The organism is Pseudomonas sp. F9001, from assembly GCF_013385435.1.
Classification (GTDB): Bacteria; Pseudomonadota; Gammaproteobacteria; order Pseudomonadales; family Pseudomonadaceae; genus Aquipseudomonas.
Genome location: NZ_JACAPX010000024.1, coordinates 313,567 through 339,964 on the forward strand (window position 1 = coordinate 313,567; position 26,398 = coordinate 339,964).

Below are 26,398 nucleotides of genomic sequence, written 5' to 3' on the forward strand. Positions count from 1 at the left end.
CGGCGTTGATTTTCAAGTGGGTGGCGGTGGCCAGTTCGGTGCGTTGCTGGATTTGTTCGCGGGTGCGTTTCAGCTCGGCGGGGTAGCGGGTCAGCAGGCTGTTGAGTTCGCGCTTGAGGTCGACGCCGGTGTCCTGGGCCACGGTTTTTTCAGTGTTTTCCAGGCCCATCATGGCCGAGAAATCGTCGGTACTGGACTCGCTGCTGGCGGTCACCCCCAGTAATGGCAGCTGCCCCAGCACGTCAGCCTGGCTGCGGATATTACTGACTTCGCGCTCCACATCGTCGGCCAGTTCGCTGCGCCCGCTGCTCACCAGCTTGTCCCGGGCCAGGGAGAGTTTCGCCAGGTGCTGGGACGCAGCGAGCAACGGCGGCAGATAGCGCGCCGCCTCGGGCGTACTGACGCCGCTGGCGTACTGGTTCAGTTGCTCCAGGTTGGCACCGAGTTCGCGTTCGGCTTGCAGCAACAGGGCTTGCGGGTCGCCGGCCAGCTTACCGGCGGCCAGCAGGTCGGTCTTGCCGAAGGTGTCCAGGTCGGCAAGGCTGGGACGCAGGTTTTGCGCCAGCTCTGCGGGTAACTCATCCAGCTGCTGTAACAGGTTTTCCAGGCTCTGGCTGGCGCCGCTCAGGCGCAGGGCGTCGCCGCTGGCGAGGTAATCGTCGATATTGCGCGCGGCCTGGTTCTGGAACGTCTGCGACAGGCCAAGGTAGCGCTCCATCAGCAGGTAAGGCCGTTCCAGGGCACGTTGCGACCACCAGAGCGTAGCGCCCAGGGCCAGGCAAACGGCGACCAGAAGGAGGGTGTTCAGATTCGTCAGCAGCTTCAGGCGCATGCGTGGTTTCAACCGACAGCAGAAGTAAGTGCCTGAAGTTATTGCGTTTCCATTACAGAGTTATGACGGATTCGGTGGATTCCGGTGAAAAGGTGGCACTTTGCTTTGATGCACGCGCCGACATCACCCGGTTACGCCCGGCATCCTTGGCGCGGTACAGCGCCTCGTCGGCCTGGGCCGCCATCATCAGGCTGTCGGAGCCGTCGCAGAGCTCCACCACGCCGGCACTGAACGTGCACCACAAATCCTGGGGCTGGGCGGGATAGTGAATCTCGGCAAAGCGCCCGCGAATCTCGTCAAGTACTTGGCAAGCCCTGTCGAGGTCGGTGTCGGGCATCACGATGGCAAATTCTTCGCCGCCGTAACGGCCTATATAGTCGGTCTTGCGCAGGCGCTGCTTGAGAAACAGCGCGAGGCTCTTGATCACCCGGTCGCCCATGGGGTGGCCGTGGCTGTCGTTGACCCGCTTGAAGTGGTCGATGTCGAGCATCGCAAAACTCAGCGGCTTGCTCTCGCGGCGCGCGCGGAAGCTGCAGTCTTCGAGCAGTTGCAGGATGTGGGTGTGGTTGTACAGCCCGGTGAGGCTGTCGCGCACCATCCGCGCCTTGAGGTTGCGTGCCCGCGCGGCGCGGTTGCGTACGGTGGTGATCAGGTGCCGGGGCTTGATCGGCTTGGTGAGGAAGTCGTCGCCGCCTTCGCTCATGGCGTCCAGTTGCTTGTCCAGGTCGTCTTCGGCCGAGAGGTAGATGATCGGCACGCTGACGTAGCGGTCATTGTGACGGATCACCTTGGCCAGCTCGGTACCGGTGCAGGCCGGCATATACATGTCGAGGATGATCAGGTCGGGCTGGAAGTCCGCCAGCTCGGCCATGGCCTGGATCGGTTCGATCAGGGTTCGGGTGACGATGCCGGCGCTGTTGAGCAGGCGCTCGGTGTGCATCGCCTGGGCCCGCGAGTCGTCGATGATCAGCACTTTATAAGGTTCGTACTGGGCGACGCAGGTCAGCACTTCGATTTTTTCCAGCAGGCTCGACGCCTCCAGGGTGCCGGTGAGGAACTCCTGGCCGCCGGCGCGCACGGCGGCCAGGCGGGTGGGGGTGTCGGTTTCGTGCAGGCTGAAAAACAGCAGTGGCAGCTTTTGCTCCAGGCCTTCCTGGGCTTCGGCGGCGAGCTTCAGGCCGAGGCCGGCGCCGCAGAAATCCACATCCATCACAATGGCCGCCGGCAAGCGCTCGGCCATGGATGAGCGAAACGCCGCCACGCTGTCGAGGGACTGGGCGCTCAAGCCGAAAAATTCCAGCTGCTTGGCCAGGCGGTCGGCGCGGTCGTGATCGGCCAGCATCACGTAGATCGGCTTGCGCATCGGCGGCAGCAGGGTTTGTTCCAGCTGGTCGCCCTGGCGCAGCCCGGTGCGCGACAGGCGCTGCATCAAACGGTTGAGTTCGGTGATCAGGTGGCTGCTCAGGCGGCCGCGGTTGTCATCCACCGCCTTGAGTGAAGCGCCGATCTGGTGCGCCAGCTGGCCGTGTTCCGGCTGCTCGAAGCGCTCGGCAAAGCGCAGCAGGCGCAGGTTGGCCTCACTGAGCTCGGACAAGTCAGTGTTCGACCATTCGCTGCGTTGCAGGCGCTGCCAGATCTCAAGAATTTGACGTGCCTGATGAATTACCCGCTGGGCAAAATGGTGCTTGAGACGCTCACGGCTGGGGTCTTCTGGCTCGGTCATATCCTGACTACTAGTTAGGCTGCATGCTGAGGTCGAACTGATGGCTCTATGCTAGCACCTCTTTTCCGTTGCACGAGTGTCATACGTCAATTAACTGCAAGGTCGCAGAGATTCATTTATCGACCATGCAGTCGCGCGGGCGTAAACAGCGTGCATCCTTTATAGTCGAACCGCGTACTCGCGCCACCCTGGCTAAAAGCGCCGCACTGCTCGGCACGATGGGGCAGGGTTGTGGTCGTAGCTATTGAACTCAAGTGATTGAAAGGATATCGCCATGCTGGACTGGAAAAACCGCGCAGGCAGTGCAAAGGGCCCGGCCCCTGAAACCAAGTCGGCCCCTCGCAGCTATTTCCGTAACCTGCTGATGAGCCGTGCGTTGCTCTCGCTGGTTGCGTTGTACCTGTTGGTCACCGGTGCCCTGGGTTGGTACTGGAGCGAAGAGCCTGCGTTGTTCCCGGTCCAGCAGAATGCGCAAATTGCCGCCGAGAAGGATGGCAAGCAGATGGTGGTGGGCTTTACCACCGTCGAAACCCTCAAGACGGTGGTGGGCACCCTGCTGAACAAGCCGGGTGGCTACATTTCCAACGACCGTTTCCCGCCGGGCCTGTGGATGGACAACATGCCGAGCTGGGAGTACGGCGTACTGGTGCAGGTGCGTGACCTGACCCGTGCCCTGCGCAAGGACTTCGCCCGCTCCCAGTCGCAGTCGGCGGAAGACGCAGACCTGGCCAAGGCCGAACCGCGCTTCAACTTCGACAACAAGAGCTGGGTGCTGCCGTCCAGCGAGTCGGAATACCAGGAAGGCATCAATTCCCTGAGCCGCTACGAAGCGCGCTTGTCCGACCCGAATCAAAAAGGCGCTCTGTTCTATGCACGTGCCGACAACCTCAACAACTGGCTGGGTGATGTGGCGACCCGTCTGGGCTCGCTGTCGCAACGGCTGTCGGCCAGTGTGGGCCGGGTCAAGCTCAACACCGCGCTGAAAACCGAAGCGCTGGCGCCGGGTGAAGTGCCGCAGGTCGACGAAGAAGTGGTGGAAACCCCGTGGATGCAGATCGACAACGTGTTCTACGAAGCCCGCGGCCAGGCCTGGGCCCTGTCGCACCTGCTGCGCGCCATTGAAGTCGACTTCGCCGATGTGCTGGCCAAGAAGAACGCCACCGTCAGCGTGCGCCAGATCATTCGTGAGCTGGAAGCTTCGCAAGAGCCGGTATGGAGCCCGATGATTCTCAACGGCAGTGGCTTTGGCATCCTGGCCAACCATTCGCTGGTCATGGCCAACTATATTTCCCGGGCCAACGCTGCAGTGATCGACCTGCGTCAGCTCCTGAACCAGGGTTGATGATGGACGCTTCCACCAGGGAGGCAGCGCACCGCGCCGCCTCCGACGCCGAACTGATTGCCTGGGTCGACGAGCAGGACAACCTGCTCGGCAGCCTCGTACGTTCCGATCTGCGCCGGCGCGGGCTGATCGGGCGCTGCACTTTTATTTTCCTGTTCAACTCGGCCGGTGAGCTGTGTGTGCACCGGCGCACCCTGAGCAAAGCCATGTACCCGGGTTTCTGGGACACGGCGGCGGGCGGAATGGTGGCGGCCCACGAGTCCTATGCCGAATCGGCGGCCCGTGAGCTGGAAGAAGAGTTGGGCGTCAGCGGCGTCGAACTGACCGCCCACGATCACTTCTACTTCGAAGACGGCGACAGCCGGCTCTGGTGCACCTCGTTCTCGGCCGTGTGGGACGGGCCGCTGCGAATCCAGCCGGAAGAAGTCATGGAAGCGCGCTTTCTGCCCCTGGCGACGGTGCTTCAGGAGGCCGAGCAAAAGCCCTATTGCCCGGATGCCCAGGAAGGGTTGCGTCGTTATTTGGCCCTGCGTCGCTAAAGTTGCATAAATTGGCGCCATTTGGCTCTTAGCAAGGGGCGTTTTTGCCGTTACACTGCGCGACTTTTCAGGCTGAACCGCTGTTGTTCCACCCTGTAGGAGCGAGCTTGCTCGCGAAAAACGTAAGCACGACGCGTGCTGTCTGAAGGCCCGCGTTATCGTTGACGACCTTCGCGAGCAAGCTCGCTCCTACAGTGGTTTGAACATCGGCGGTTCAGTAGCGCTGCCCCTGCCTGAGTGGGGCTTCGCGGTCGATGACCCCATCGATCAGTCTTTGTCCTCCCAAGAGGATTGCCGGTGGCCAAAAAAGCCGCATCCTTCGCCGCCCTTGGTGGCCTGGTATTTTCCACCGACGCAGGTCGACACTGCCCGGACTGTCGCCAGCCCGTGGACGCTTGTACCTGCAAAACAACCCTGATTCCCGAAGGCGATGGTATTGCCCGCGTTCGTCGCGAGAGCAAGGGCCGTGGCGGCAAGACAGTGACCACCATCACTGGCGTGCCCCTGGCCGAAGAAGCCTTGAAGGAACTGGCCACCACGCTGAAAAAGCGCTGTGGCACCGGTGGCGCCCTGAAAGACGGCGTGATCGAGATCCAGGGTGACCACGTCGAGTTGCTGTTGGCCGAGCTGATCAAGCTGGGTTACAAGGCGAAGAAATCCGGCGGCTAGCAGCCTCTGTGAAAACCACCCCGATAGCCCGCTGGCTGAACGCGAACTGTCGTCTCCATGGTTTTCACAGAGCCTGTTCCTGACCGGTGTCTAAACTCTGTCCTGCAAGTGGGGTCTACCCCTCTCACAGGCAAATCGTCATTTTCATTCTTTAGACTGCGCCAGCCTCTGATCAGGCCGGTGCACTTCGACTTCATTTATAGGGGACTTCGATGTCCGTACGACGCACACGCAAAGACGATGGCAGCCAATGGACAGTTGCGGACAGCCGCAGTGTTTACGGGATTCGCCATTGGGGGGCCGGGTATTTCGCGATCAATGATGCCGGTCGCGTTGAAGTCCGTCCGAACGGCCCGAACAGCACGCCTGTGGACCTGTACGAGCAAGTCGACGAGCTGCGCAAAAGCGGCCTGTCCCTGCCGTTGCTGGTGCGCTTCCCCGACATCCTGCAAGACCGCGTGCGCCAGCTGACCGGCGCGTTCGACTCCAATATCGAGCGCCTGGAATACCAGAGCAAATACACCGCGCTGTACCCGATCAAGGTGAACCAGCAGGAAGCGGTGATCGAGAACATCATCGCCACCCAGGACGTGTCCATTGGCCTGGAAGCCGGCTCCAAGCCCGAGCTGCTGGCCGTGCTGGCCCTGGCGCCGAAAGGCGGCACCATCGTCTGCAACGGTTACAAGGACCGTGAGTTCATCCGCCTCGCGCTGATGGGCCAGAAGCTGGGCCACAACGTGTTCATCGTGATCGAGAAAGAATCCGAAGTCGGCCTGGTGATCGAAGAAGCCGCCAACCTCAAGGTCAAGCCTCAGGTGGGCCTGCGGGTGCGCCTGTCGTCCCTGGCGTCGAGCAAGTGGGCGGACACCGGCGGCGAGAAATCCAAATTCGGTCTGTCGGCGGCGCAATTGTTGTCGGTGGTCGAGCGCTTCCGCGCGGCGGGCCTGGACCAGGGCATCCGCCTGCTGCACTTCCACATGGGTTCGCAGATCGCCAACCTGGCCGACTACCAGCACGGGTTCAAGGAAGCCATTCGTTACTACGGCGAACTGCGCAACCTCGGCCTGCCGGTGGACCACATCGACGTGGGCGGCGGCCTGGGCGTGGACTACGACGGTACCCACTCGCGTAACGCCAGCTCGATCAACTACGACATGGACGACTACGCCGGCGTGGTCGTGGGCATGCTCAAGGAATTCTGCGACGCGCAGAGCCTGCCGCACCCGAACATCTTCTCCGAGAGCGGCCGGTCCCTGACCGCCCACCACGCCATGCTGGTGGTGCAAGTCACTGACGTCGAGAAGCACAACGACGACGTGCCGCTGATCGAAAACAAGGAAAGCCTGCCGGAAACCGTGCAATGGCTGGTGGACCTGCTGGGCCCGACCGACATTGAAATGGTCACCGAAACCTACTGGCGCGCCACTCACTACATGAGCGACGTGGCAACCCAGTACGCCGACGGCAAGATCACCCTGGCCGAGAAGGCCTTGGCTGAACAATGCTACTTCGCCGTCTGCCGCCGCCTGCACGACTCGCTGAAAGCCCGTCAGCGTTCCCACCGCCAGGTGCTGGACGAACTCAACGACAAGCTGGCCGACAAATACATCTGCAACTTCTCGGTATTCCAGAGCCTGCCGGACACCTGGGCCATCGGGCAGGTGCTGCCGATATTGCCGCTGCATCGCCTCGACGAAGAGCCGCTGCGCCGTGCGGTGCTGCAGGATTTGACCTGCGACTCCGACGGCAAGATCAAGCAGTACGTGGATGAGCAAAGCATCGAGACCAGCTTGCCGGTGCACGCTGTGAAAGAAGGCGAGGACTACCTGCTGGGGATCTTCCTGGTGGGTGCCTACCAGGAAATTCTCGGCGACATGCACAACCTGTTCGGTGACACCGACTCGGTGAACATCTACCAGCGTGACGACGGGTCGGTGTACAGCGCCGGGATCGAGACCCACGACACCATCGAAGACATGCTGCGCTACGTGCACTTGTCGCCGGAGGAGTTGATGACTCACTACCGTGACAAGTGCGCCAGCGCGAAGATCACGGCGGCGGAGCGGACTCAGTTCCTGGATGCGTTGCGTCTTGGTTTGACGCGTTCGTCGTACCTGTCCTCGTAAGCACACCGCTTCCAGGCTGACAAAGATCTCAATGTGACAGAGATCCAGTGTGGGAGCGGGCTTGCTCGCGAAGGCGGTGTGTCAGTCGATACATGTGCAGACTGATACACCGCCTTCGCGAGCAAGCCCGCTCCCACATTTGGATCGCCGCAAGTCCTGCAGTTTTTATAGGGCCTGAATAATGTCGAAAAAGCTCCTGCAAGTGTTCACCCTGGCCATCGCGACGCTGCTCGCAGCCTGCTCCCCGATCAAAGTGCTCAACGCACTCACCCCCACCAGCACCTTCACCAAAACCTCCTCCCTCGCCTACGGCGATGACCCCCGCCAGAAACTCGATATCTACCGCCCCGTCACCGCCTTGCCCGACGCGCCCGTCGTGGTGTTTTTCTATGGCGGCAGCTGGAACAGCGGCTCCAAGGATGACTACGGTTTCGTCGGCGAAGCCCTGGCCTCGCGCGGCATCGTGGTGGTGATCGCCGATTACCGGCTTTACCCGCAAGTGCGCTACCCACTGTTTTTGCAGGACGGCGCCCAAGCAGTCGCGTGGGCGTATCAGCACAGTGCCGAATACGGCGGCGATCCCCGCAAGCTGTATGTGATGGGCCACAGTTCCGGTGCGTACAACGCCGCAATGCTGGCGCTGGACCCGCAGTGGCTGGCCGGGGTTGGCCTGTCGCCGTCAGTCTTCAAGGGATGGATCGGCCTCGCCGGGCCGTATGATTTCCTGCCGATTGAAAACCGCGAGGTGCGCCCGGTGTTCTTCTACCCGGACTCGCCGCCCGATTCCCAACCCATCAACCACGTGAGCCAAAGCGCACCCCCCAGCCTGTTGATTGCTTCGGTGGACGACAACCTGGTCAACCCCAAGCGCAACACCGGCGGGTTGGCGAAAAAGCTGCGAGCGGCGGGTGTGCCGGTGGAGGAGTTCTACTTCACCAGGACCAGCCACGCCACATTGGTGGCGTCGATGTCCCGGCCGCTGCGCTGGCTGGCGCCCGTATTGGACCGGGTCACGGCTTTTATCACGTTCACGCCGGGTCAGTGAGCCAGCGGTCCTGTTTGTTCAGGCGCCAGGCAATTGCCCACAGCGTCAGGCTGCGCAGGGCCATGAACAGCAGGAAGGTTATCCACAACCCGTGGTTGCCAAGGCCCTGCAAGGCCCAGGCGAAGGGCAGCACAATCACCACCGTCAGCAGCATGCCGTTGCGCATTTCCCGGGCGCGGGTGGCGCCGATGAACAGGCCGTCCAGCAGGTAGCTCCACACGGCGATCAACGGCAGTACGGCGAGGTAGGGCAGGTAGATGTCGGCGGTTTCGCGCACGCTCGGAATATCGGTTTGCATGGCGATAAACAGGTGGCCGAACACGGCGAACAGGATCGCGAAGCCGATACTCGCCAGCAACGACCAACCACAGGCCACCACCAGCGAGCGGCGCAAGGCCTGGCGGTCGTGGGCGCCGATGGCGTGGCCGCACAAGGCTTCCACGGCGTGGGCCAGTCCGTCCAGGGCGTGGGCCGTCAGCAACAGACCATTGAGCAGCAGCGCATTCGCCGCCACCGTGGCATCCCCCAAGCGAGCGCCTTGCACGGTGATCATGAAAAACACCGATTGCAGGGCCAGGCTGCGGATGAAGATATCGCGGTTCACCGCCAGCAGCGGGCGCCAGCTTTGCCACAGCTTGAGTGCCGCCCAGGCGATATGGCCAGGGTAGGCGCGCAGGGCTTTTTGGGTGAGGGCCAGGCCGAGGAGGGCGCCGGTCCATTCGGCGATCACCGAGGCGCGGGCCGAGCCGACCACACCCCAATCCAGACCCAGCACGAACCACAGGTTGAGCGCGATGTTCACGAGGTTGGTGGTCAGCAAAATCGCCAGCGGCGCGCGGGCGTTCTGGGTGCCAAGGAACCAGCCCACCAGCGCATAGCTGGCCAGCGCTGCGGGCAGGCCGAAGAGGCGGGTGTGGAAGAATTCGCGGGTCAGCTGGTTAAGTTCGGGCGAGGGCTGCATCCAGTCCAGCACCAGGCCGCTTAACGGAATGCCGATACTGCCCAGCAACATCGCCAGGCCCAGCGCCAGCAGCAGTCCTTGCAACAGAATCTGCCGCAGCGCCGCGCCATCACCACGCCCGGCGGCCTGGGCGGCAAAGCCGGTGGAGCCCATGCGCAGGAAACCCATGGCCCAGGCGAGGAAGGTGTACAGGCTGGCGCCAACGGCCACGGCGCCGAGTTGGTGGGCGTGGGGCAGGTGGCCGATGACCATGCTGTCCACCAGCGCTACCAGCGGCACGGAGATGTTCGACAAAATCATCGGCGCGGCGAGGGCCCACACGCGGCGGTGGGTGGGGCGGTCGCGCCAGTCGGTTAGCAGGGAAGTCATGCGGGCTCCTTTGGGGAGCGGTAGTGTAACTGTCCATTAGCTGCGCCGCAGGGCCAATGTGGGAGCGGGCTTGCTCGCGAAAGCGGTGTGTCAGTCGCCGGATGTATTGGCTGATCCACCGCTTTCGCGAGCAAGCCCGCTCCCACATTTTTGACCGCGTAGTGTCAGGTTTTGCGCGGGTGCAGGCATTCGATGGAGCGGTCGACGGTGGTCTTGGCAATTTCCAGCAGATGCCAAACCGCCAGGATCTTCGCGCGCTGCGGGCTTTCCAGCAGTTCGCCGCAATCAAGCGCAGTCGCCGAGGCGCTGCTGAGCAAGCTGGCGGTGTAGAGCAGGGAATCTTCGAAGCTCAGGTCTTCGTTGATGGTGTGGAAGCCTTGGGATGGCAGGTAATGTTCGAGGGCGCGATTGAAGGCGGCGCGGTCGTTGAGGAGGTCGCTGGGTGGATCGGGGACGAGCTTATGCATGGTGTAACTCCACTAGAAGGTAAGGAGCTGACACCCGCGCGACTAAACGAGGGTGGCGGCTGTACGCAGGTTAGTCGACCGGCTAGTGGAACCCGGCGCACCCGAAGGTGCCCTGCGCACAGCCGCCATGAAGCATGGCGACAACTTGCGCTCACTAATTCCGGGCGACTAAACCCGATCACTGATATGCAGTGAAGGGCCGAAGACTAGCCACCCATCCCAACAGGCACAAGGCCGAAAGATTGTCTCGGAAACGTCCCTCAAATTAAAGGGATTTACCCTGCTGGCCCTTTATTAATGCACCACCCAACTGAGCACCCACAGCCCGAGCATCAACCAGATAATCCCCATGATGATCGAAGCCCGCATAAACGCGCGCACCGCCGAGTACAACAGCATCAAGCCGATAATCAGCATGAGGATGCTGATGATCGAGGTGTCCATCCCCAAGGATCTGGACAGCCCGTCGACAAAGTCGCCGCCCGCGTGGGACAGGGTATTGAACAGCCCGCTGAACAACTCGACGATAAAGTGGATGATCTGGCCGATCTTGAGACCCAGCCATCCGAAAAAGTCTGTTTGCATGTGTGTGTCCTGATAAGACGGTGGGCGTAGCTGCCGAACCTGAGCCTTTGTTCGTTATTGGCCCAAGCTAGTTCCCTTCTAGCATAGAGGTTTACGGGCCGCAGGGATTCACTTGCCTTCGCGCGGCTTGCGCCCGAAGCTATACACCTTCAGGAGCCCCCCATGAACCTCGATCACCTCACCGAACGCCTGCACCGCATCCGCGATACCAACGACTGGAAGCAGTTCCACAGCCCCAAGAACCTGGCCATGGCCGCCAGCGTTGAAATGGCCGAGCTGGTGGAGATATTCCAGTGGTTGAGCGAAGACCAGTCGCGCCAGTTGCCCGCCGACAAACTCGCCCATGCCGGCCAGGAAGTCGGTGACATCGTGCTGTACCTGCTGCTGTTGTGCAGTGAGTTGGGGTTGGACATGGATCTGGTGGTACAGGCCAAGCTGGCCGACAGCGAACGGCGGTTTGCCAAATGAGCGACCGTCATTTCGACCAGTTGGCCACCCGTTTCGCCGAGAAGATCTATGGCGGTGCCAAGGGCGCGATTCGCCTGGCCGTGCTGCAGGCCGACCTGATTGAAGCGCTGCCGGACCGCCCGCTGCGGGTACTGGATATCGGCGCGGGGCTGGGCCATATGTCGCTGTGGCTGGCCGAGCGCGGCCACGATGTAACCCTGGCCGAACCCGCCGAGCCGATGCTCGAAGGCGCCCGCCAGCGTTTCGCCGAAGCCGGGCAGACAGCCACGTTCATTCAAGCCCCCTGGCAAGACCTGCTGGGCCAGCTCACCGAACCCTATGACCTGGTGCTGTGCCACGCCGTGCTGGAGTGGCTGGCCGAACCCCATGCGATCCTGCCGGTGCTGCACCAGTTGACCGCGCCCGGTGGCTGGCTGTCCCTGGCCTTCTATAACCGCGATGCCTTGATTTACCGCAACCTGCTCAAAGGCCACTTCCGCAAAATGCGCAAGAACGATATGGCCGGCGAAAAGCAGAGCCTCACGCCGCAACAACCCCTGGACCCACGGGAGTTGGCGACGCAACTAGAGGGCCTGTGGCAGGTCGAAACCGAAAGTGGCGTGCGGGTGTTCCACGACTATATGCCGGTGGAATTCCAGGCCCGCGCCGAGTTGCAGGATTTGTTGGAGATGGAGCTCGCACACCGTCGTCACCCAAGCTTTGCCGGACTTGGGCGTTATTTGCACTGGATCTGCCGTCCGGTTTAAGCGGCCCAGTCTGCGGAGGTCGAAATGAAGCGCTGTCTTGGACTGATCCTGCTGGGCCTGGGCCTGGCGGGTTGCCAAAGCCCCAACCCGTATGTGGCGGCGTCTGCCCCGATGCCGCCGGCGCCTGCCCAGGCGGCCAACACCTTTGATGCCAGCGCCTACCCGGCGCCGGTGCGCGACTACGGCGCGTACCGCAGTTGGGCCTGGCTCAACAACCAGCTGCCGGCAGGCTCGGCCTGGGCGGATTCGGCGCAGATTGCCGAGGCGGTCAGCGGCGCCCTCGACCAGCGCGGCCTGCGCCCCTTGCATGACAACCGCGCCCCCGACCTGCTGGTAAGCGCCGACGTGCGCCTGGAAAAACGCCTGCGCCAGGTCCAGGACGACTATGGCTACGGTTACGGCGGTTATAACCGCTACGGCAACGGCTACGGCATGTACAACAGTGTGCCGGTGGTACGCACTTATGAAGTGACGGTGGCCGTGGCGCGCATCAGCCTGTTCGACGCGCGCACCCGCCAGCCGGTATGGAGCACCAGCGCCGAAACCACGAGCCAGGGCAGCCTCAGCGAGCGCGCCGACTCGCTGCGTGAGGCGATGCAAAAGGCAATGACTGCCTACCCGCCCAGTTAGCAGCTATTCTCATCTCAGGCCCGGATTGTCTTTTGGAGAAAAACCATGCTTCGTCGTATTGCTGCACTTGCTGTTGTTGTGTTGCTGGGCGGTTGCCAGACCAGCCAGGTCAACCATGATTTCGACGCCAGCCGGGACTTTGGCGCCTACCGCAGCTGGAGCTGGAAAGAGCCCGCGCTGCAATACCGCCCGGATGACCCACGGATCAAGAGTGACCTCACCGAACAGCGCATCCGCCAGGCCGTGGGCGAGCAGCTCGACCAGCGTGGCCTGCGTCCTGCCGCGCCGGGCACCAAGGCTGACCTGAATGTACAGACCTACCTGATCGTCGAAGACCGCCAGCAACAAGTCACCACCAATTACGGCGGCGCCTGGGGCGGCCCGTGGAATGGTTACTGGGGCGCGCCGATGTATAACGAAACCCGCAACATCACCTACAAGGTCGCGACCATCCAGATTGACTTGCTCGACGGCAAGGACGGCAAGCTGGTGTGGCGTGGCAGCGATGAGCAGATCCTCGCCAGCTCGCCTGAACCCCAAGACCGCAGTGCCGCTATTCGTGCCACGGTGACCAAGGTGCTTTCCAACTACCCGCCGCATTGATCGCCTGATCAGCCCTCCGCCAGTCGCCGTTCTATGGCGACTGGCCTGCAGCCCCCGCCGCTCTTGACTACACTCCCAAGCAACACAGGAGAGTAAGCGCTCGGCAGTGTGCCGGCAAAGGAGTGCTCGATGTCTCTTCGACTTCGTTCCGGTCACCACGCCGGGCCTGCAAGGCAGCGCGGTGCGGTTGGCTTGGTGGCGGTCTTGACCCTGGGCATGGTGCTGGTATTCATGTTGCTGGTGGTTGATAGCAGCCGTTTGTACCTGGAAAAACGCCAGTTGCAGGGGATTGCCGATATGGCGGCACTGGAGGCAGTGCAGCGTAAGGGGGATTGCCTGCCCGCCACCAATACCGCGCCCACCTATGCCCGTGCCAGCGCAGTGCGCAACGGTTATGTCATCCCGCCAGCAAACGCCCTGATAGTGAAATGCGGCGTGCTGACCACCGGCGCCACCAACCAGCGGGTGTTCTCCGCAGACGCGACCAAGACCGATGCCATCCAGGTGACTGCCTCGCGCCCGATCATGACCAGCGTTGCCGGGGGTGTCTGGGCGTTGTTCAGCGGTAGCGGCTACAACTTCAACACCCAGTTGTCTGCCGTCGCGGTGGCGGCGCCGAAGATCCTGCCGCCTCAGGCGCAACTGACGATCAAATCGACCCTGGTCACCGTGGACTCGAGCAAATCAGCAGCACTGAACCTGTTGTTCGGCCAACTCTTGGGCGGCTCACTGAACCTGAGCGTGGCAGGCTGGCAGGGCCTGGTAGACACCAACATCAACTTGCTCAGCTACCTCAACCAGTTGGCGTTGAACGTGGGCGTCACGGCCGGAGCCTACGATCAACTGCTGACCAAGACGGTCAAGATCAGTCAGCTGGTCGACGCAGCCATTACGGTGCTCAGTGCCGGAGGCAATACAGCCAGCGTGGCGGTCAGCGGTCTTACCAGTATCAACGCGATAATCGGCAACCTTGATGTCACCCTGGGCAGCCTGCTGCAGCTGCAAACGGGGGCGGTGTCGGCGGGGCTGAATACCAGCCTGAATGTGTTCCAGCTGGCCGAAGCCTTTGTGCAATTGGCCAATACCAAGAACGGGGTGGTGGCGACCATCCCGGTGAATATTCCGGGCCTGGTGAATGCAGGTGTTCAGGTCAAGGTGATTCAGCCACCGCAGTTGTCCGCTATTGGCGATCCGCGGTTTGCCGTGGATAAAACTTCAGCAACCCGCATTTACGTAAAAACGGCTCAGATCAGCGTCGGCCTGACGTTAGGGTTGCCACCGCTGGATTCTCCCGCGGTGCAGGCCGCCCTGAACGGCTTGGTCGGGCCGCTTTCGGACGTTTTGAACAACTTGTTGAGCTTGAACCTGGGAGGAACCATCAGTTCGGTGCTGTGTGTACTGGGTGGTTATTGCCAGATGACGAATTTGCAGGTGCTGTCGTCATCCTCAAACCCGCCGGCCGCCAGGATAGATGTGGTCCTTCAACTGGGCACGGCTGAAAGCTATGTCACCGGGTTTACCTGCGTCAGCGACGCTACCAAGACCCTGACCACCCAGACCAATGCCTCGATCGTTACCGTGCAAATTGGCCAGAGCCCGCAACTGATCAACGCGTTTAACAGCAACACCACCCTTAATCCGATTCCTCCAGTGCCGGTGGTGGATATCGGATCCATTACCTGTTTCAAACCCTTGCTGGGCCTGGGGCCTACCACTTGTGATCCGTCCACCCGCAAAGCGTTTTACGGGGGCGGCCTGGGCTTGAGCGTCAACAGTCCGGTGGGCGCTGCGACAAGTGCCTTGCCCCCCCACACGTACCTCCAACCGCCGGAAATCAACCTGCCGCCGCAGTACTACGCCTCATCGACAGCCAGCCTTCTCAGCGCGATCAGTAACGCGTTGAGCGGTATCCAGTTCCAGGTCTACAAGCCAACGGGGTTCAATCTGCTGGGAGGGTTATTGACGACGGCGGGCACAGTGCTAAACGGGCTCAACAGCACCTTGGGCACCGTGATTGGCGGAGTGCTCAGCCCTATTCTGGACCCGGTGGTGAACAGCCTGTTGTCGAACCTTGGGGTTAACCTGAACGCGGTGGAAGTGGGCGCCAACCTCAGTTGCCGGCCGCATGGGCAAGCGGCCCTGGTGAATTAGGCTTCAACCACCGGCAGCTCCACACAGAACTTCGCCCCATGCTCGCTGTTGGCGACGCTCAACCGGCCGCCCATGTTCTCGACAATGCCGTAGCTCACTGACAACCCGAGGCCGGTGCCCACGCCAATCGGCTTGGTGGTGAAGAACGGCTCGAAAATCCGCTCCAGCAGCCGCGGGTCAATCCCGCCGCCGTTGTCCTCGACCCAGATGCGTACGTGGCGGCTGTCCTGCTCGATCTGCACCGAGATCCACGGTTGCAGGTCGCGGTCGTGTTCGCGTTTGCTCAGCAGAGCATCGCGGGCGTTGACCATCAGGTTGATCAGCACCTGCTCCAGCTGGTCGACATAGCCTTTGACCTGCACCGTCACGTCTAGCTGTGCCACGCGCAGGTCCACGCCTTTGCCGCGCATGCCTTCACTGAGCAGCGACAGAGTGCCTTCCACCGCCTGCGCCGGGTTGAAGGGCTGCTGTTCGACTTCCGAACGGCGGCCGAACACCCGCATGTGGTCTACCACGCGGGCTGCGCGCTGGACCTGGGAGTCGATACGCTGGAGTTTTTCCGTCAGGTAGTCGATCTGTGCATCGCCGTTGCTCAAGCGCTTGAGCACGTTGACGATGGCCATGCGCATCACATTCAACGGCTGGTTGATCTCATGGGCCAGGCCGGTGGCCATTTCGCCGAGGGTGGCCATTTTGGCGCTTTGGGTCAGTTGCTGCTGGGAGCGGCGCACTTCGGTGTTGTCGCGGCCCACGGCCTGCACTTCCTGCAATTGGCCCTGTTCGTCGAACACGCCCCGGTCCGACCACACCCACCAGGCATGTGTGCGCCCCGGCAGTTGCAGGCTGATTTCGGCGGTGCTCACCGGGAATTCCGGGGTGAGCTGGCGGATGCGCAGTACAAACGCCTCGTGTTGTTCGTCCGACAACCATTGGCTGAGGTTCATGCCCGGCAGCTGTCCAGGCAGGCATTCCATGTAGTTGGCCAGGGGCGTGTTGCCGAAGGTCAGGGTCAGGTCCGGAAGGTAGCGGCAGATCATGGCCGGGGAGTCTTCCACGAGGATTCGATAGCGCTCCTCGCTTTCCTTGACCCGTTGCGCCGCCAGGGTCGTCTCGGTCACATCCAGCCACAGGCCCACGGCTTCCACGGGCAACCCGAGGTCGTCGCGCAGCAGCCGGGCTTCATCCAGCAGCCAGTGGTAATTGCCCTGTGTGTCGAGCACCCGGTAGCGACTGCGCACGCTGCCTTCGCGCAGCAGTTGGCGGGTACGGTCGAAGTAGAGGTCGCGGTCTTCGGGGTGGATCCACTGGTTCAGCGTCGCCGGAGTGAAGTCGGCCAGGGTGCGGCCAAGCAGCGGCAGCAAACTGTCGCTGAAGAACACCGGTTGCAGCGTGCCCTCGACGTAGCGCTGCACATAGATCACAGCCGGGGAACTGGCGATCAGGTTATCCAGGCGTGCGTGGGCGGCGGCGGCCTGTTGCTCCTGGTTTTTTATGTCGCTGATGTCGAGCATGAAGCCCACCAGGCGGCGATGCTCACCCGAGCCCAACGCTTGCCCCTGCACGCGATACCAGATGGGGTTAAGCGCCGCGTCGGCACGTTGCAGGCGCACACTGGTGGACAGCGGTTTGCCCAGGGTCTTCAGGTCTTGCAGGCGGCTGGCGAGTTCTTCCCGGTCGGCAGGGTGAATCAGCTTGAGCCACATGGGTAGCGACAGCTGTGTGATCGCCTCGCCTTGGCTCAGGGTGTGCAGCAGCGGTGGGGCGAGTTCGAGGTCTTCAGTGTGTGGGGACAGCTCCCACCAGCCGGTGCCGAGCAATCCTTGCAGCGCGTCGAGGCGTTCCAGTTGCTGTTGATGGCGCAGTTCGCGCAGGCGGCCGAGCAGCGGTGCCGCGAGGGCGGCGGTCAGTTGCAACCAGTCACGGTCGCTGGTGTGTTCCTGGCGGTGATACACCCCGCACAGCAGCCATGCGCCCACGCCCAGGCCGTCGCGGTAGGGCACCAGAAAACCATCAGTATTGCCAAACAGGCCTTGCAGGCGTGGGTGTTCGCTGTGGCCACGGTTTACCTCCAGGCTCACTGGCGCCGTGCCGCCCAGGCTGTCGAGGCTGGAGCCCAGGGCTTGGCCGTTGCTCCAGAGTACCGGCGCATCGTGGGCGGTGTAACAGCCCTCGATGCACCACGCCTGGCCCTGCTCATCCAGCAAGGCGATGGCGACGCAGGGGATGTGCCAGTGCTGGGAAATAGCCTGCAGAGTGTCTTGCAGTACTTCGGGCAGGCGCACCAGGCTGCAGACCCGCAGTTGCTCGCTGATCTGGTCGCTCACCCGTTGATTGTGTTCGCGCACCTGGGTGAGTTGGCGATGGGCAATCAGGTCGCCAATGTCCAGCAATTGCAGGAGCCAGCCCTTGCCTTCGGGTTGGACCCAGCCACGGGTATGCAGGGTTTGCCCGGCGAGCCCCTTGAGCTCCAGGTCCAGGCTTTGCCCCTGCCAGTCGCTGGGCGTGCCCTCGATCACCAGGCGGCTCGCCGCAGTGAGGTAGTCGAGCAGCGAGGGTGCCTGTTGCTGTTGCGCAGCGGGGTGTTCGAGTCGATGGCGAAGCGGGCCATGGACATCCATTACGCGGCCCTGGGCGTCCAGGTAGAACAACAGCGCGGCGGTTGCCGGGATCGCTGCCGGTGCGTCAGCAGGCAGCTGGTTGCCACGTCCGAGCAGGCGGCCGAAGAGTTTATCGCCTGAGGTCAAAACTGCATGCTCGACTGGGCAGACAGCATGGGAGGCAGGGCGGGGACGGTACCGATGCCTGGCAGTACCAGGAACGGCAGCACACTTTGGAGGCTGGACGTCGGGTAATTGATGTACACCGTCAACACGCCTGACGAGTTGTAGACGGCCGTCACGTACCCGGGAAGGAATTTGAACTGGGAGGGGATCCACGCCAGTTGTGCCTGCGCCGCACTGACGGCCTGCAGCGGCAGTGCCGTGACGTAGCCAGGCGTGGCGGGGTCCAGCGCGACGCTACGTCTTACGCCTTCGGCGGCGGCCTGGGTAAAGGACTGCATCAGCAATAACGGCAAGCTGTAGCTGACCAGGCCATAAAAAATGGCAAAAAAAATCATGAAGACCATCGCGAACTCCAGCGCGGCGGCACCTTTTTGCTTTTTAGCGAGGCCTTTTTTCATGACTCGTCTACCCTGACTACTACTACCTGATATCAGCATAGAATCATTCAGCAAAAAGGGATTTTTTTTACGTGATTCAAAGCCTCGTCCTGGTCGTTTGGCTCGCGCTGTGCGCTGTGCAAGATATCCGTCTACGTCAGGTCTCCAACCGTTTGACCCTCGGCGCAGCCTTGCTGGCGTTGGGTTACCTGTTCTGGAGCGGTACGACCTGGCTCGGTGCACCGGCTGTCGAGGGCGGCGTGGCCTTTGTCCTGGCGTTGTTGTTCACCCTGCCGGGGTACGCGCTGGGCCGCCTGGGCGCCGGTGACGTGAAGCTGATCGCGGCATTGGGGCTGGCAACCGACTACCTCTACGTACTGGGCACTTTTATCGGCGCCGGCCTCGCGAGCGCAGCCTGGCTGTTGCTGGCGCCCAGGGTGTGGCCGCTGATGAATCAAGGGCTTAGGAATACCTTGCAGTACCTTGATCCGGCACATTCGGCCAGGCAGCCGTTCGTGCCGTTTTTACTGATCGGTTTTTGCCTGTCCTGGTTTTGGATCCCATTAGTCGCCACGTAGGGTATCGCTATGTACATAGTAGGAAAGTACGTCTACGTTTATGGGTAGGTTGTATAGGAAAAATGGTCGGAATGGATACATCGGTCCTTTTGCTTGCCAGGCATGGAGTAGCGCGTGAACAAGCTTACCTCTCAAGTGAAAGTGCTCGTGGTGGACGATCAGCCTTTGATCGTGGAAGAGCTTTGCGAATTTCTTGAAAGCAACGGTTACCGTTGCGTCCCTTGCGCATCCAGCCAGGAAGCCATCGAGCGTTTTCGCGACGATGCCGAGATCGGCCTGGTGCTGTGCGATCTGCATATGCCCGAGATGGATGGCATCGAACTGGTCCAGGCCCTGCAACACCTGGCCGGCAAGCAACGGGCCTTTGAGGCCATCATGCTGACCGGGCGTGCAGACAAGCAGGACGTGATCAAGGCCTTGCGCGCCGGGATTGCCGATTACTACCAGAAGCCGATCAATTTGGGCGAGCTGCTCGAAGGGTTGCAACGCCAGGTGGTCGCGCTGCAGGACCGGCAGAAAGATCTCGACCTGGGGCACCTGAACCAGAAGCTGCAGTTTCTCTCGGCGTCCATCGATGACCTTTATCATGACCTCGACAAGGTGCGCAGTAGTCCGCAATCCGGCCTGTCGACTGAAGCCGAGGGTGAAGTCAGCGACACTGACCGGGTTGAAATACCGGCGATCTTCAATCAGTTGTCGCCCCGTCAACTGGATGTCGCAAGGCTGGTAGGCAAGGGCCAGACCAACTACCAGATTGCCTGTGAACTGGGCATCACTGAAAACACCGTGAAACTCTACGTGTCCCAAGTGCTGCGCCTGACCCATATGCACAACCGAACCCAGTTGGCGCTGGCGTTATCGCCGAACAATTCTGCGGCGCGCCAGCGCGTCACTGCGCATTAGTTGTTGCTGCCTGGGGTGTTGCCGCCCAGTTTCTGGTCGTAGTACTCAGGAATAGGGTGTTTGTAACTGTCCAGCAGGCGTTGCATGGCCTGGTCGCGTTCAGCGGGCGTGGCCTTCTGCCGGATGGGAGATGCGCGTTCGCCACTGACCTGCAGTTGCAGCCAGCCTTCGGTCTGTTTTTGCTGTGGCGAAGAAGGCCCCGGCTCAATAGCCAGCACCGTCAGCGGCAGGCTGGCGAACAGCAGCGTGGCGAGCAGTGTGAATTTCATCGTGTGTACTCCCTTTAGAGACCTATTTGACCGGCGCTTGCAGCACGTCGCCTACGGTTGCGACCTGATCTTTTGGCGCTGTCGTCGGTGAGACGGGCGCCTTGAGTTGCTGCGCCCGGGCCTGGGCTTGCGTCACTTGTTCCGGGCTCAGGCCCATGCGGCTGGCCACTTGTGCGGCTTGTTCCCAGTTGTCCTGGTAGATCATCAGCGTCACCAGATTGATCGCCGCCAGTTGGTCGCTCTGCTTGAGCTCCATGGCCGTGAGGAATTCGAAGCGTGCATCTTCCACGCGCCGTTGATTGAGGTACACCACGCCCAGGTCGTTGCGGATTTTCTCGTCGGTGGGCGACATCCTGGCCGCGCGTTGCAAGTGCGCCATGGCCTGGCCGTTGTCTCCCCTGGCCGCTGCCAGCTGGCCGAGCCCGTGCTCGCCTTCGGCAGCCATGCAGGTGCCGAGCAGGCTGCGGTACAACGGTTCGGCTTCGCTGCGGCCCAGCAGGCGGTACACCTTGGCCTGGCGCTGGCGCACCTGGGGCAGGTTGTCCGGCAGGTTTTGCAGGTTGGCCAGGCTGGCGTGCAGCTTGCCCTCGTTGGCCATGTCGTCGGCCAGGTTCAGCGATAACTCCTGATTGGAGTTGGGCTTGGCACAACTGCCCTGCGCGCTGAAACCCGCCCACGGCAGTTGCCCGTTACTGGCGCAACCACTTAACAACAACAGGCTGCAGGCGACCATCAATGTCTTCATTGCATGTCCTCTCAAGGCACGAAGGCTTTGGCGATGGCGATAAAGCCAGGGCCGGCCAATACGATCAGTAATGCGGGAAACAGGAACAGCATCATCACCACGGACATTTTGGCGGACATCTTGGAAATGTATTCCTGCAGGCGGGTCAGGCGCCGGTCATCCAGCAACTGCTTGAGCGATTGCAGCGACTTCATCGCCCCGCCGCCCTGATGCAGAAGCTGCTGGAGGATCAGGCACGTGTCGCTGAGTTCATCGACGTCCAGCATCTGGCTGGCCTTGTTCAATTCCTCCCCCAACTCCAGCCCGGAATCGACGCGTGCCAGCACCAGGCGCAGTTCGGCGGTCAGTACCGGCAGCAACTTTTGCGCGTCGTAGGCCATGACCCGGAGCGCCTGCTCCACGGCCATGCCTGACTCAAACAGAATGCGCACCAGGGGGATGAAGGTCGCTACTTCCCGGGAGATTTTCCCCTGGCGCCTTTTGGCGAGTGCCACCAGTATTCGCTTGGGCAGCAGGTAGCCGATGATCAGGCCCAGCAGGGAGATCACAAACTCATGCTCGGTGCCGGGAAAGAACAGCTCCAGTGTCATCGCGGTCAGCCCCAGCAAAACTATCGGTGAACCGATCTGGCAAGCGGCGAACATCGAGCGTTGGCTGGTTTTTCTCCAGCCCATGCGGTTGAGCAGGATTTGGGTTTCGTTATCGAGGCTGATGGTGCGCTGGCCGATCCGGGTGCTGCCCAACTGGTGCAACCACTCACTCATTTTGTCATTGCGGCTTGGCTCGCCCTGCAGCCGCTGGGCGACCACGCGTTGTTGACGACGACTGCTCAGGATATTCGCCAGCAGCAGTGATAACGCGGCAAGAAACAATACGGCACTGATCAGTATCGCCATCTCAGATACTCCGCAACATGCGCCACAGCGCCACGCATCCGATGACTTGCAAGGCGAACGCACCGAGCATCAGGCGTTGGCCGCTGTGGTCATCCCACATGGCCATCAGGTACGTCGGATTAACGAGCAGGAAGTAGCCCGCGACACTCACCGGGAGCACCGCCAGCACCAGCGCGGTCACCCGGGTTTCACCGGTCATGGCGCGTAATTGCCGTGCGCCCTGGTCGCGCTCGCGGATCATCTTGATCAGGTTTTCCAGCAGCTCACTGGCGTTGCCGCCGTAGCGGTGGTTGACCTTGAGGCCCAGGGCAAACAGGCGCAATTCATCCTGTTCATAAAACTCGGCATAGTCATGAGCGGCCTCCGGCAGGCTGACACCCAATTGCACATTGCGCTTGATACGGCCCATGGACTTTTTCAACGGGTCGTCACTGGCATCGATTCCGCTCAGGATGGCGTCCGCCAGGGTGCGTCCGGATTTCAGGCTGCGTACGGCGTGATCGAGCAATTGCGGGAGTTGTTCGATCATCCGGCGCAGCCGCCGCTGGTAGCGTACGGCGATGTACAGGCGCAGTGCCAAGGGCGGTGCCGCCACCATCACAAACAAGCCTATCCACTGGCCCACGAGCCCCCCCAGCAGGGCGCCAAAGGCCCACAGGGTCAGCCACAGGCCGAGGCGCTCGGTTGGCCGGCCGAGGCCTGCACGGATAAACGTGCGTTCCAGGCTGGTGGTCACCGCGTTGTCTTTCATGGCCTGGGGTTGCCCTTCGGCCAGGCGTTCCAATACCCGGTCGGTCTGGGCCTTGCGCAAACCGTTGCGCATCAGGCCTATCCCCAGCACCAGAAGGGCTACGGCGAGTAGGGCGAGCAGAATCGGACCGATCATCGGGTTGCCTCCTACACCGGCAGGTGACCTTCGTGACGCAACTTGTCACCGGCCGGGTTGACCGCTTCGCGCAGGAAGCCAAAGCCGGTGCGCTTGTCGTGGCGAAACAGGGTGTTGGTGACGTACACGTCCTCGCGGATGCCCACCACTTCCACCACTTCGCTGACACAGCGGCGGCCATCGGGCAGGCGCGTCAGCTGGATCACCACATCCAGCGCCGCGCAGATCATTTGCCGCAGGGTTTTTTCCGCGACGACCCGGCCGGTCAGGCCCACCAGGGTTTCCAGGCGCAGCAAGGCGTCCTGGGCGTTGTTGGCGTGCACGGTACTCATCGAACCGTCGTGGCCGGTGTTCATGGCGGTCAACACATCGATGACCTCCACGCCCCGGATCTCGCCGAGGATGATGCGGTCGGGGCGCATCCGCAGGGCGTTGCGGATCAAGTCACTGGCCTTCACTTCCCCATGCCCCTCGGCATTGGGCGGGCGGGTTTCCAGGCGCACAACGTGGGGATGGCCCAGTTGCAACTCGGCCACGTCTTCGATGGTGACCAGGCGCTCGCGGGGGTTGATCAACTGGCTGAGAATGTTCAGCAGTGTGGTTTTACCGGTGCCGGTACCGCCGCTGATCAGGATGTTGCAGCGCTTGCCGACGGCTTCCTTGAAAAAATCGAAAATGGCCTGGTCGATGGTTTGCATGGCCACCAGGTCGCTGCTTTTAAGCATGTCCTTGCGAAACTTTCGAATCGACAGGCACGGCCCGTCCAGGGCAATCGGCGGAATGATCGCATTGACCCGGCTGCCATCGGGCAGGCGCGCATCGACCATCGGCGACGACTCATCCAGCCGGCGTCCCAGGGGTGCGAGGATGCGCTGCATGACCCGCTCGACATGGTGGTCGTCAATGAAGCGCAAGTCACTTTGTTGCAGCAGGCCATCGCGTTCGACGAATACCCGGTGCGGGCCGTTGACCAGGATCTCGGTGACGGTCGGGTCGCGCAGCAGCACTTCCAGCGGGCCGAAACCGGTCAGCTCATCGACGATCTCTTCGGCCAGGCGCTCCATCTCATAGCGGGAAATCGCCAGGTGCATACGTGTGATGTATTCGGCCACCTTGTCGATCACAAACTGCGCCAGGGACTGGCGTGTGCCTTCCAGCAGATTTTTTCCCGAATCCTCGATGGCATCGATGATGTAGCGATGCAGCACCAGCTTCAGGCCGTCGTGATCAGTGTTGCCGACGTTGCCGCGCGGGGCGACGCCAAACAGCTTCTCGCCGTTCATTTGGTCCTCAGAAGGCGGTTGAGCCAATTGGTGGAGGGTTTTTCCAGGCCCTCGGAGCGTTTTGCCAGGCGCTCACCCAAGCCGCGCAACGTCTGTGTCAGGGCTTCCCGTGGGGCCAGGGCGAACAGGGTCTGGGCCTGGTTCTTGGCACTCAGGCGCACTTCCGGGCTCCAGGGCAGGACGGCGATTACTTCCAGCCCGAAGCTCTTGCCCAGTGCCTCCGAGTCCGGGGCGGCCCCCTTTAGGTAGCGGTCTACCAGCAGGCGGGCATGGTCGAGTTTCATGCCTTTTTCCCGCCACAGGTTGAGTACGGCCAGGTTGCGGCGGCAGTCCGGCACGCTTTGGTCGGTGCACCACAGCAGTTTGTCGCAATGGCTGACAAAGGTGCGCAAGGCTTCGCTGTCGGGTTGGCCGGTCAGGTTCACCACGATGTGCTGGAAGTGCTGGCGCAGGGCGCTGAGCAACATGTACAGCTCGGCCGCGCTGGTCCGTTCCAGGGGCTCGTCGTTGTTGTGGTAGGCGAGGATGCGCAGACCGGCTTCGGCGGTGGTGAAGGCGCTGTTGATCAGGGTTGAGTCCAGGCGCCGCAAGTGACGCAGGGCGTCGCCGAAATGAAAAGAACTCTCCAGCCCCAGCAGTGCGAGGCTGTCAGCGAGTGGCAGGCCCAGGTCGAGCAACAGCGTTTGCTGCCCGCTTTTTTGCACCACCAGCGCCAGGTGGCTGGCGATCAGCGCGCCGTCGGCATTGCCTTGGGTGCCGTAGAGCACGGTCAGCCCGCCTAGATGGGTATTCGGGGTGACCGCCGGCAAGCGTTTGCTCAGGCGCCGAACCAGGCCGGCAACCTCACTGGAGCGCGAGCCGTAGGCCACGAAATCCCGTGCGCCGGCGCGCATCGCGTTCAGTACAAGCTGGTTGTCCATGCCATCGCCCAAGGCCACGATGGCAAGCATCGGCTTGGCTTCCAGGGCACCTTCGATCAGGGCGCACTGGGTGGTGACGTGTTCCCGGTCCAGGCCGATGAAGACCAGGTTGGCGAACGTCACGTCTACCAGTGCCAACAGTTCGTCGAGGCTGCCGGCACCGGCGCTGACCACTTGCCCCAGGGGCGCGAGTGCGCCCTGAAGCCATTCCAGATCCGTGGTGTTGCGGGTAATTGCCAAAAAGGTCTGGCTCAGGCTCTCACTCATTCGGACAGTCCACTGCGGCGGTCGAAATTGCCGTTTTCGAGGAAATACAGGCGGTACCAGTTAGGGTCGTAATTGCGCAGCTTTTCCCCTGGCAACGAAGGCAGTTGGGCGTTGGCCGCCAAGGGCTGCACGAGGTGCGGGGTGACGATCATCAGCAGCTCTTTTTCCTGGCGATTGATGCTGGAGTCGCGAAAGAATGCACCGAGGATCGGGATGTCACCCAGGCCCGGGAATTTGCTGACGCTGGAGGTGTTGTTGGTGCTGATCAGGCCGCTGATCACAAAGCTTTCGCCGTCGGCCAGGGAGATGCTGGTGTCGGTGCGCCGGATGGTCAGCGCCGGCACGGAGATACCCTGGATGTTGACCGCGTTGGTGTAGTCCAGCTCACTGACCTCTGGCGCGACCTTCAGGGAAATCCGCCCATGGTCGATGACGGTCGGGGTCAGGGTCAGGCGAATACCGAACTCTTTGTATTCGATGGAGATGGTGTTGCTGCCGCTGCTGGGCACCGGGATCGGTACTTCACCACCGGCGAGGAAGGTCGCACTTTGGCCACTGAGCGCCACCAGGCTCGGCCGGGCCAGGGTGTAGGCAAAGCCGCTGCTTTCCAGGGCGTTGATCATGGCCGAGACACGGCCGCCGCCAAAGCCGATGTTGAAGGTGTCGTTGTTCACCGGGAGCCCACGGAATCCTGTGGCCGCCGCGTTGGCAACATTGTTCGGGGCGCCGAACAGAAAGTTGCCGCCCCGGCCAAAGATCGAGGTACTGGCCTCCTTGAGTTTGGTGCGGCTCACTTCCACAAAGCGGATGTCGGTTTGCACCTGGCTGGGCAGGGTCGGGTCATCGGACGGCGACAGGGCCAGGCTGGTCAGGGCCGACGTGGCCTTGCCCTTGACGAATACCATGCTTTGGCGCGGGCTGCTGGAGCAGGCCGTCCAGACCATCAGGCTGGTGGTGCCCGAGGCGATGCCGGTGAGCAGGAACGCCTGGTTGCCGTTGACCTGCACATCGGCCACTTTCGGATCGCCAATGGCCAGCCGCGTAATCGGCACCGGCGACTGGATAGCCTGTTGAGCGCCTTCACCCACCTCCAGCACCGGCGGCAGCTGGCCCAGGCCCGTGCAGTTGCCGGGTGCTGCCAGTGCAACGCCGACAGGCAGGCTCAGGGTGAGAAGTGCCCAGAAAATTCGCGAAAAAGACCACACGAAACGACTGCTCATTCAAGGCATCCTTAG

General features: G+C 61.9%; 25 protein-coding genes. 12 read left to right on the plus strand and 13 right to left on the minus strand.

Annotation, left to right across the window (positions count from 1 at the left end):
- Positions 1-884 precede the first annotated feature (884 nt).
- Positions 885-2,555: a PleD family two-component system response regulator gene (locus tag HX818_RS23035; protein ID WP_177020789.1), complete on the minus strand. Its 1,671-nt coding sequence runs from the start codon at positions 2,553-2,555 to the stop codon at positions 885-887.
- Positions 2,556-2,829: 274 nt separating this feature from the next.
- Between HX818_RS23035 and HX818_RS23040 the strand changes: the two genes are divergently transcribed.
- The 5 genes from HX818_RS23040 to HX818_RS23060 all read left to right on the plus strand — a co-directional run bounded on the left by HX818_RS23040 (position 2,830) and on the right by HX818_RS23060 (position 8,276).
- Complete coding sequence (locus tag HX818_RS23040) at positions 2,830-3,897, plus strand: DUF2333 family protein (RefSeq protein WP_003217301.1); 1,068 nt, start codon at positions 2,830-2,832, stop codon at positions 3,895-3,897.
- Positions 3,898-3,899: 2 nt separating this feature from the next.
- Positions 3,900-4,436 (plus strand): NUDIX hydrolase, encoded by a 537-nt coding sequence (locus HX818_RS23045; RefSeq protein ID WP_008439015.1) that lies wholly within the window; start codon positions 3,900-3,902, stop codon positions 4,434-4,436.
- 297 nt (positions 4,437-4,733) lie between these two features.
- Entirely contained in the window at positions 4,734-5,105 is a 372-nt protein-coding gene (locus tag HX818_RS23050) for a translation initiation factor Sui1 (RefSeq protein ID WP_003217297.1), read from the plus strand.
- 212 nt (positions 5,106-5,317) lie between these two features.
- Positions 5,318-7,231: an arginine decarboxylase gene (gene speA / locus HX818_RS23055; protein WP_003217295.1), complete on the plus strand. Its 1,914-nt coding sequence runs from the start codon at positions 5,318-5,320 to the stop codon at positions 7,229-7,231.
- A gap of 181 nt (positions 7,232-7,412) precedes the next feature.
- The gene (locus tag HX818_RS23060; protein ID WP_177020790.1) at positions 7,413-8,276 is read left to right on the plus strand and encodes an alpha/beta hydrolase; all 864 of its coding nucleotides are present in this window, start codon (positions 7,413-7,415) and stop codon (positions 8,274-8,276) included.
- Here HX818_RS23060 and HX818_RS23065 read toward each other — a convergent pair.
- The 3 genes from HX818_RS23065 to HX818_RS23075 all read right to left on the minus strand — a co-directional run bounded on the left by HX818_RS23065 (position 8,260) and on the right by HX818_RS23075 (position 10,658).
- Positions 8,260-9,606, minus strand: coding sequence for an MATE family efflux transporter (locus HX818_RS23065; RefSeq protein WP_134325669.1), 1,347 nt, complete (start codon positions 9,604-9,606; stop codon positions 8,260-8,262). The genes HX818_RS23060 and HX818_RS23065 overlap by 17 nt on opposite strands.
- Before the next feature lie 164 nt (positions 9,607-9,770).
- Complete coding sequence (locus tag HX818_RS23070; protein WP_023659366.1) at positions 9,771-10,073, minus strand: DUF6124 family protein; 303 nt, start codon at positions 10,071-10,073, stop codon at positions 9,771-9,773.
- Between the two features lie 294 nt (positions 10,074-10,367).
- Complete coding sequence (locus HX818_RS23075; RefSeq protein WP_003212934.1) at positions 10,368-10,658, minus strand: hypothetical protein; 291 nt, start codon at positions 10,656-10,658, stop codon at positions 10,368-10,370.
- A gap of 162 nt (positions 10,659-10,820) precedes the next feature.
- Between HX818_RS23075 and HX818_RS23080 the strand changes: the two genes are divergently transcribed.
- The 5 genes from HX818_RS23080 to HX818_RS23100 all read left to right on the plus strand — a co-directional run bounded on the left by HX818_RS23080 (position 10,821) and on the right by HX818_RS23100 (position 15,256).
- Positions 10,821-11,126, plus strand: a complete 306-nt coding sequence (locus HX818_RS23080) for a MazG-like family protein (protein ID WP_177020791.1) — start codon at positions 10,821-10,823, stop codon at positions 11,124-11,126.
- A complete protein-coding gene (locus HX818_RS23085) occupies positions 11,123-11,872 on the plus strand; it encodes a methyltransferase domain-containing protein (RefSeq protein ID WP_177008340.1) in 750 nt (249 codons plus the stop codon). Before HX818_RS23080 ends, HX818_RS23085 begins: the two co-directional genes overlap by 4 nt.
- A gap of 24 nt (positions 11,873-11,896) precedes the next feature.
- The gene (locus HX818_RS23090) at positions 11,897-12,502 is read left to right on the plus strand and encodes a DUF4136 domain-containing protein (protein WP_063033315.1); all 606 of its coding nucleotides are present in this window, start codon (positions 11,897-11,899) and stop codon (positions 12,500-12,502) included.
- A 45-nt stretch (positions 12,503-12,547) separates the two neighbouring features.
- The gene (locus HX818_RS23095) at positions 12,548-13,105 is read left to right on the plus strand and encodes a DUF4136 domain-containing protein (protein ID WP_003212927.1); all 558 of its coding nucleotides are present in this window, start codon (positions 12,548-12,550) and stop codon (positions 13,103-13,105) included.
- A gap of 129 nt (positions 13,106-13,234) precedes the next feature.
- The gene (locus HX818_RS23100) at positions 13,235-15,256 is read left to right on the plus strand and encodes a pilus assembly protein TadG-related protein (RefSeq protein WP_256346368.1); all 2,022 of its coding nucleotides are present in this window, start codon (positions 13,235-13,237) and stop codon (positions 15,254-15,256) included.
- Here the strand turns inward: HX818_RS23100 and HX818_RS23105 are convergent.
- Both HX818_RS23105 and HX818_RS23110 read right to left on the minus strand, forming a co-directional pair.
- On the minus strand, positions 15,253-18,000 hold the full coding sequence (locus HX818_RS23105; RefSeq protein WP_087693102.1) for a PAS domain-containing sensor histidine kinase: 2,748 nt from the start codon (positions 17,998-18,000) through the stop codon (positions 15,253-15,255). The genes HX818_RS23100 and HX818_RS23105 overlap by 4 nt on opposite strands.
- Complete coding sequence (locus HX818_RS23110) at positions 17,997-18,437, minus strand: TadE/TadG family type IV pilus assembly protein (RefSeq protein WP_003212919.1); 441 nt, start codon at positions 18,435-18,437, stop codon at positions 17,997-17,999. Before HX818_RS23110 ends, HX818_RS23105 begins: the two co-directional genes overlap by 4 nt.
- 71 nt (positions 18,438-18,508) lie before the next feature.
- Between HX818_RS23110 and HX818_RS23115 the strand changes: the two genes are divergently transcribed.
- Both HX818_RS23115 and HX818_RS23120 read left to right on the plus strand, forming a co-directional pair.
- A complete protein-coding gene (locus tag HX818_RS23115; RefSeq protein ID WP_003212917.1) occupies positions 18,509-18,994 on the plus strand; it encodes a prepilin peptidase in 486 nt (161 codons plus the stop codon).
- Between the two features lie 114 nt (positions 18,995-19,108).
- Complete coding sequence (locus HX818_RS23120) at positions 19,109-19,897, plus strand: response regulator transcription factor (protein ID WP_102605218.1); 789 nt, start codon at positions 19,109-19,111, stop codon at positions 19,895-19,897.
- Here HX818_RS23120 and HX818_RS23125 read toward each other — a convergent pair.
- The 7 genes from HX818_RS23125 to HX818_RS23155 are packed head-to-tail and all read right to left on the minus strand — an operon-like array spanning position 19,894 to position 26,383.
- Positions 19,894-20,166, minus strand: a complete 273-nt coding sequence (locus HX818_RS23125; RefSeq protein WP_008439006.1) for a DUF3613 domain-containing protein — start codon at positions 20,164-20,166, stop codon at positions 19,894-19,896. The two genes, HX818_RS23120 and HX818_RS23125, sit on opposite strands and share 4 nt — an antisense overlap.
- 22 nt (positions 20,167-20,188) lie before the next feature.
- Positions 20,189-20,911, minus strand: a complete 723-nt coding sequence (locus tag HX818_RS23130) for a tetratricopeptide repeat protein (protein ID WP_032899853.1) — start codon at positions 20,909-20,911, stop codon at positions 20,189-20,191.
- An 11-nt stretch (positions 20,912-20,922) separates the two neighbouring features.
- A complete protein-coding gene (locus HX818_RS23135) occupies positions 20,923-21,807 on the minus strand; it encodes a type II secretion system F family protein (RefSeq protein WP_087693099.1) in 885 nt (294 codons plus the stop codon).
- A 1-nt stretch (position 21,808) separates the two neighbouring features.
- Positions 21,809-22,693 (minus strand): type II secretion system F family protein, encoded by an 885-nt coding sequence (locus HX818_RS23140; protein ID WP_003212908.1) that lies wholly within the window; start codon positions 22,691-22,693, stop codon positions 21,809-21,811.
- Between the two features lie 11 nt (positions 22,694-22,704).
- The gene (locus tag HX818_RS23145; RefSeq protein ID WP_008438997.1) at positions 22,705-23,976 is read right to left on the minus strand and encodes a CpaF family protein; all 1,272 of its coding nucleotides are present in this window, start codon (positions 23,974-23,976) and stop codon (positions 22,705-22,707) included.
- Positions 23,973-25,163: a pilus assembly protein gene (locus HX818_RS23150; RefSeq protein ID WP_177008345.1), complete on the minus strand. Its 1,191-nt coding sequence runs from the start codon at positions 25,161-25,163 to the stop codon at positions 23,973-23,975. The genes HX818_RS23145 and HX818_RS23150 overlap by 4 nt, the downstream gene beginning before the upstream one ends.
- Positions 25,160-26,383, minus strand: coding sequence for a type II and III secretion system protein family protein (locus tag HX818_RS23155; RefSeq protein WP_177020792.1), 1,224 nt, complete (start codon positions 26,381-26,383; stop codon positions 25,160-25,162). Before HX818_RS23155 ends, HX818_RS23150 begins: the two co-directional genes overlap by 4 nt.
- Positions 26,384-26,398: the final 15 nt, after the last annotated feature.